This window comes from Novosphingobium sp., assembly GCF_031417815.1.
Lineage (GTDB): Bacteria > Pseudomonadota > Alphaproteobacteria > Sphingomonadales > Sphingomonadaceae > Novosphingobium.
The window spans coordinates 21,339-27,482 of record NZ_JANOWI010000048.1; the positions used below are offsets into that span (position 1 = coordinate 21,339).

The 6,144-nt window shown below is 63.7% G+C and carries 3 protein-coding genes; all 3 read left to right on the forward strand.

The features are described 5' to 3' along the window. Nucleotides 1-46 precede the first annotated feature (46 nt). Entirely contained in the window at nucleotides 47-3,082 is a 3,036-nt protein-coding gene (locus RMN99_RS12890; RefSeq protein WP_309623725.1) for an NAD(P)-binding protein, read from the forward strand. Between the two features lie 10 nt (nucleotides 3,083-3,092). After that, nucleotides 3,093-4,766 (forward strand): TIR domain-containing protein, encoded by a 1,674-nt coding sequence (locus tag RMN99_RS12895; protein WP_309623726.1) that lies wholly within the window; start codon nucleotides 3,093-3,095, stop codon nucleotides 4,764-4,766. Between the two features lie 221 nt (nucleotides 4,767-4,987). Beyond that, nucleotides 4,988-6,144: acyl-CoA dehydrogenase family protein (locus RMN99_RS12900; protein ID WP_309623727.1), on the forward strand; the 1,157-nt coding region annotated here is incomplete at its 3' end.

The window sequence follows — 6,144 nt, forward strand, 5'->3', positions numbered from 1 at the left end:
TGCGCGCGGTGGGGTCGCATCCATCTGGCATGCGGGAGATTGCGGCGTGGCCAAGACCAAGGTTGCAATACTTGGTGGCGGACTTTCGGGGCTGGTGACGGCGTTGGGCCTCACCGCGCCTGAACAGAACGATCAGTACGATATCACGATCTATCAGCTTGGCTGGCGGCTCGGCGGCAAATGCGCGACCGGGCGCAATCCCGATTTTCACCAGCGCATTCAGGAACACGGGCTGCACGTGTTCATGGGGCAATACGACAACGCCTTTGCCATGGTCCAGGCGCTTTATGCTGAGGCGGCCCGGCCTCCGTTTCCCGATTGGCGCAAGGCTTACACCCAGGTTCCGGCGATGAGCCTGATGGAGGAAGTGGACGGCACCTGGATCCCGTGGGTGATCGAAGCGCCGGTGTTCCCCGGCACGCCCGGGATCGATCCGCCGCCATCGATCTTCAAGCGCATGTTCCAGTTCCTCGGCTGGATCATGAAGCAGCTTGAAGGGCCGCACGCCGAACATTTCGCTGGCCCGGCCGATGGGGCCGCGCCATGGTGGCGGCGCGCGCTGCACTGGCTGCTGGCGCTGATCGGACGCGGGGTTGAACATGCCGCGATTGCGCTGCTGCGCGATGCGATGGCGTTGGTGGACCGGCTCGATCCCGATCCGGTGACCCACACCAAGGCGCAGCACAATGCGCTGGCCGATCTCCTCCATGAACTGCGCGTGGTGATAAATCGCACGATCGGCCATCTCGTGGCCGGCAACACCGAACTGAGGCGGCTGTGGATCGTGATCGATCTGGGGGTTTCAAGCCTGATCGGCGGGCTGCGCGATGGCCTGCTGCTCGATCCCGCGGCCAATATCGATGCGGTCAACCGGCGCGATTACAAGCAGTGGCTGATGGCGCACGGGGCCGATGCGATGACCGCCAATTCGGCGCTGGTGCGGGCGCTTTATGATCTGATTTTCGCCTATCCCGAAGGCGATTGGCAGGGCAGCGGCGATTGCGAAGCGGGCACCATGTTCCTCAGCCTGATGAACACCGCGACCTATCAGGGCTCGATCATCTGGAAGTTCAACACCGCCACCGGCGATCTGGTGATCGAACCGCTGTATCAGGTGCTCAAAGCGCGCGGGGTCAAATTCGAATGGTTCAGCAGGATTGATGAGCTGACGCCAAGTCCTGCAGGCGATGCGATCACCTCGGTTACGATCGGGCGGCAGGTCGAACTGGCGAACGGGGCTTACGATCCGCTCTATCCGCTCGCCAGTGGCCAGCTGGTCTGGCCCGATCGGCCGCTCTACGATCAGATCAAGGGCGGCGCTGCGCTCAAGGCCAGCGGGGCCGATCTCGAATCGAAATGGACCACCTGGCCCGATGCCTTGCCGCCGCGCGTGCTTCAGGCCGGGGCCGACTATGACCTGCTGGTCCTCGCCATTCCGCCGGGCGCGCACCGCGATATCTGCGCCGGACTGATTGCCCAGAAGAGCGCCTGGCAAGGCTATATCGCGGCGGTGCAGACGGTTGCCACGCAAAGCCTGCAGACCTGGACCACAGTTGATGAAAAGGACATGGGCTGGGATCATCCGGCCATGGTCGGCGGGTTTGATGCTTCCAATCTCAATTCGTGGGCCGACATTTCCGAAGTGCTGGCGACCGAGGAATGGCCGCATGCGATGGGGGTCAAAGGCGAACAGATCTTTTGCGGCCCCTTGCCGTGCCCGCCCTATCCCCCGCCCAAAAGCGACACCGCTTACCCGCAGCAAGCGCAGGCCATGGCCGATCAATCGATACACGAATTCATCGATGGCAAGGCCGCTGATTTCTGGCCGGCGCGGTTCGGCAAGGGCGGGCCCAAGGCGGGCACGCTGGCCGCAACCTACAGCCGCGTGAACATCGATCCGGGCGAGCGCTATACGCTGAGCGTGACCGGATCGAGCCAGGCGCGGCTGCGCACCGATGGCTCGGGCTATGTCAACCTGTACCTGACCGGAGACTGGATCCAGAACGGCCAGAACCTCGGCTCGTTCGAAGCGACCACCGTTTCGGGGATGCTCGCCAGCCGGGCGATTTCGGGTTTTCCGAACACGATAATCAGGCTGGATGCGGCGCGCTTTTCGATCGTGCGCAAGGCGGCGGGCACGCTGCCGCGCTATGTCGATTATGCCGGACAAGTGACCTTCCCGGGCGAGATCGAGCTGGGCCAGACGCGGATGTGGGCGTTCCTGCTCAAAGGCGATCAGGCGAAGATGGCCGCGTGGTGCGAGGCGATGTTCGATACGCCCAGCCACAGCGCGGTGCAGGTCTTGCCGCTGTCATCGTATCTGATGATGAGCGTGGTCGATATCGGCGTGGGCCGGTTTGCCGATGCCCCGCAGATGGGCTGGTCGCGCGAGCGCGAGCTGACCTTCTGGATCCCGGTGGTGCGCGTGGCCGATCAGGACGGGATGAAGGTCGCCAGCAAGTTCTATATGGCGATGCCCTATCTGGTGCTCGATAATCCGGTGGCGATCGCCTCGGGGCGCGAGATCTTCGGCTATATGAAGCAAGCCGGGCGGATTGCCTGTCCGGGCGATCCGGGCAACCCATCGAACCTGGCAGTCGATCTGTTCGCCACCAAGACTTTCGGGCCAGATAGCGAGGAACAGTATCAGCGCCTGCTCGATCTGACCCCGACCGGCGGGTCGCATCCGCTGGATGAGGCCGTGCGCGGCTTCGAAGGGGGGGCAAAGGCGCTCTGGTCGCGGCTCACCGGCGATGCGCAGACTTGGTATCCCAGCCTGAAACTGGGCGAGGATTTGCTCGGTGATGTGCTGGGGCGGCGCATCCCGCAGCTGTTCCTCAAACAATTCCGCGATGTCGCCGATGGCACGCGGGCCTGCTACCAGGCGATCACCGAGGCGCCCGGCCATGTTGCGCGGTTTGACAGCATACCGCAGCTTGCCGAATACGACATGGTGCTCCACGCGCTCGATTCCTCGCCCATCGCGGCACAATTGGGGATCGCCCCGCAGCAGCGGGTGCGCGGGGCGGAATTCGTCTATGACATGACGATCGCGCCCGGCACCGTGCTGTGGCAGGCCTAGGGTAAGCGCAGTGGGACAGATCTTCCTTTCCTACAACCGCGAGGATCAGACCGTCGCCCGGCTGTTTGCCGAAGGGTTCCAGCGCGCCGGGCTTGACGTCTGGTGGGATGTCACGCTGCGCTCGGGCGAGGCCTATGACGAGGTAACCGAAAACGCGCTGCGCCGGGCCCGGGCCGTGGTGGTGTTGTGGTCCCCGCGCAGCGTGGTCTCGCGCTGGGTGCGCGCCGAAGCGACGCTGGCCGATCGCAACAAGACGTTTGTCCCGGCGATGATCGCGCCGTGTGAACGCCCGATCATGTTCGAACTGACCCAGACCGCCGAACTGGCGCACTGGCAGGGCGATGATGCCGATCCGGTCTGGCGCGGGTTTGTTGACGATGTGCGCCGCTTTCTGGCGGTTGAAGCCGATCCGCCGCTGCAACCGGTTGCCCTCACCGACGGGCCCTCTTCGCCGCCAGCGCTGCGCCGCGGCAAGCATGGCGAGGCCCCCAGCCTTGCGGTGCTGCCGTTCGCCAACCGCTCGGGGCTTCCCGAAGATGACGTGTTCTCGCTTGGCATGGTCGAGGACATCATCGACGCGCTATCGCAGGGGGTGAGCCTGCGCGTCATAACCTCTTCGGCCACCGCGCGGTTCCGCACCGGGGCAATTCCCGACTTGCCGGCGATGGCCCGTGACCTTGGCGTGCGCTATGTGATGGAAGGCAATGTCCGCCGCGCTGGCAGCGTGCTGCGGGTCACCGCCCAGCTGGTCGAAGCGGACGGCGGCGAGATCCTCTGGACCCAGCGGTTTGAACGCTCCATTTCCGAACTTGCCGACCTGCAGGAAGACCTGGTGGTCGAAGTTTCGGCGCACCTGCACAGTCAGGTAGAGCGGCTTGAAATGGCGCGCGTGCTGAAGAAGCCGCATGACCTGACGGCGTGGGAATGCGTCACCCGGGCCAGCGCGGCGTTTCGCAACATCACCGGTGAAACGCTGCTCCAGGCGCTTACCGAGGCCCAGCGCGCGGTCGAGATCGCGCCCGATTACGGCCTCGCCCATGCGATGCTCGCCGATGCGGCGGCGACCATTTACATGTGGACCCAGCCTGACGATCCCGCCCAGATCGCCCAGATCCGCAGCGCGATCGACACCGCCCTCGCGCTCGAGCCGGACAACGCGACGGTGCTGGCCCACGTGGCCGAGGCTTACAATTACATCGGCCGCCCGGACGAGGCGCTGGCACTGGCCGATCGCGCCCGCCAGCGCAGCCCAAGCTGCGGTCTGGCGCATTATGTCGCGGCGGTCGCCGAGACCTTGCGCAACAGAATCGAAAACGCTGCGCGCGATTTTGACGAAGAGCTGCGCGCCGCGCCGGGATCGCACACCCTGTTTGCATCGTGGACCTGGCGCGGCAGCGGCGCGTTGCGCCAGCGTGAATGGACCGCCGCGCATAACCACTATGATACCGCGCTGCGGCTCAATCCGATGACCACCGGCGCCTTGATCGGCCACCTGATCGCGGCGCATGGGCAGGACGATCTGCCGGCAGTTGCAAGATACTTCGCCAAGCTGCGCGAATATGATCCGGTGACGCCGCTGGAAACCTGGCAGCGCTGCATGACGCGGTGGTTCGTGAATTGCCCGCATGCGGACGAATTGTCTGCGCGGCTGACCGATGGCTGGCGAATCGGCGAAGCGGCCTGACCGCCCCGTCCCGGCGGAACGCTGGCACCTGCACTATTCGAACATCAGGTACTTATCACGCGACGACGCTCCGCCTGCGCAAGCGTGGCGAATTTGTGGAAAATCGCCAGTGATGTGACGGTCGCTGACGAAGTACGACAATGGCTCTTTCGCTTACCTTGCCCATTTTCAAAACTAGGGTATGCTCTGATTCGAGATCTGGCGGGACAAGGAGCAAGTCGATGGCGTGGGATTTTGAAACGGACCCGGAATTTGCCGAAAAGCTTGACTGGATGGACGAATTCGTCCGCGAAAAGGTTGAGCCGCTGATCTTCCTGGGGGTCCATCCCTATGATGTGAAGAACCCCAAGCGAAACCAGCATGTCCGGCCCTTGCAGCAAGAGGTGAAGGATCAAGGGCTGTGGGCCTGCCATCTGGGTCCGGAGCTGGGCGGGCAGGGCTATGGTCAGGTCAAGCTGGGCCTGATGAACGAAATTCTCGGCCGCTCGGCCTTTGCCCCGATCGTGTTCGGCTGTCAGGCGCCCGATACCGGCAATGCCGAAATCATCGCCCACTACGGCACTGATCAGCAGAAGCAGCGTTATCTCGAGCCGCTGCTCAACAACGAAATCGTCTCGGCCTTTTCGATGACCGAGCCGCAGGGCGGATCGGACCCGACCACTTTTGTCACCAGTGCGGTGGAAACCGCTGACGGCTATGTGATCAACGGCGAAAAGTGGTTTTCCACCAACGGCAAGTGGGCCGATTTCCTGATCGTCATGGCGGTCACCGATCCCGATCATCCGCCGCATGGCCGGATGAGCATGTTGCTGGTGCCGGCCGATACCCCGGGGGTCGAAATCATCCGCAACGTCGGCGTCTATGGCGGACGCGAAGGGTCGGAAAGCTATATCCGCTACACCGATGTCCACGTTCCAAAGGATGCTTTGCTGGGCCAGCGCGGCGGGGCCTTTGCAATCTCGCAGACCCGGCTGGGCGGCGGGCGGGTGCACCATGCGATGCGCACCGTGGGCAGCTGCAAGCGTGCGCTCGATCTGATGTGCCGCCGCGCGGTCAGCCGCAAGACCCGGCACGGGGTAATCGCCGACTATCAGAGCGTGCAGATGCAGATTGCCGACAGCTATATCGAGCTGGAGCAGTTCAAGCTGTTCGTGCTCAAGACCGCGTGGATGATCGACAAGTACCAGGACTACCGCATGGTGCGAAAGGACATCGCCGCGATCAAGGCGCTGATGCCCAAAGTCTATCACGATATTGCCGCCCGCGCACTGCACATCCACGGATCGGTTGGCGTCTCGGACGAAATGCCTTTTGCCGGGCAGATCATCGCCAGCTTCGTGATGGGCATCGCCGATGGCCCGACCGAGGTCCACAAGGT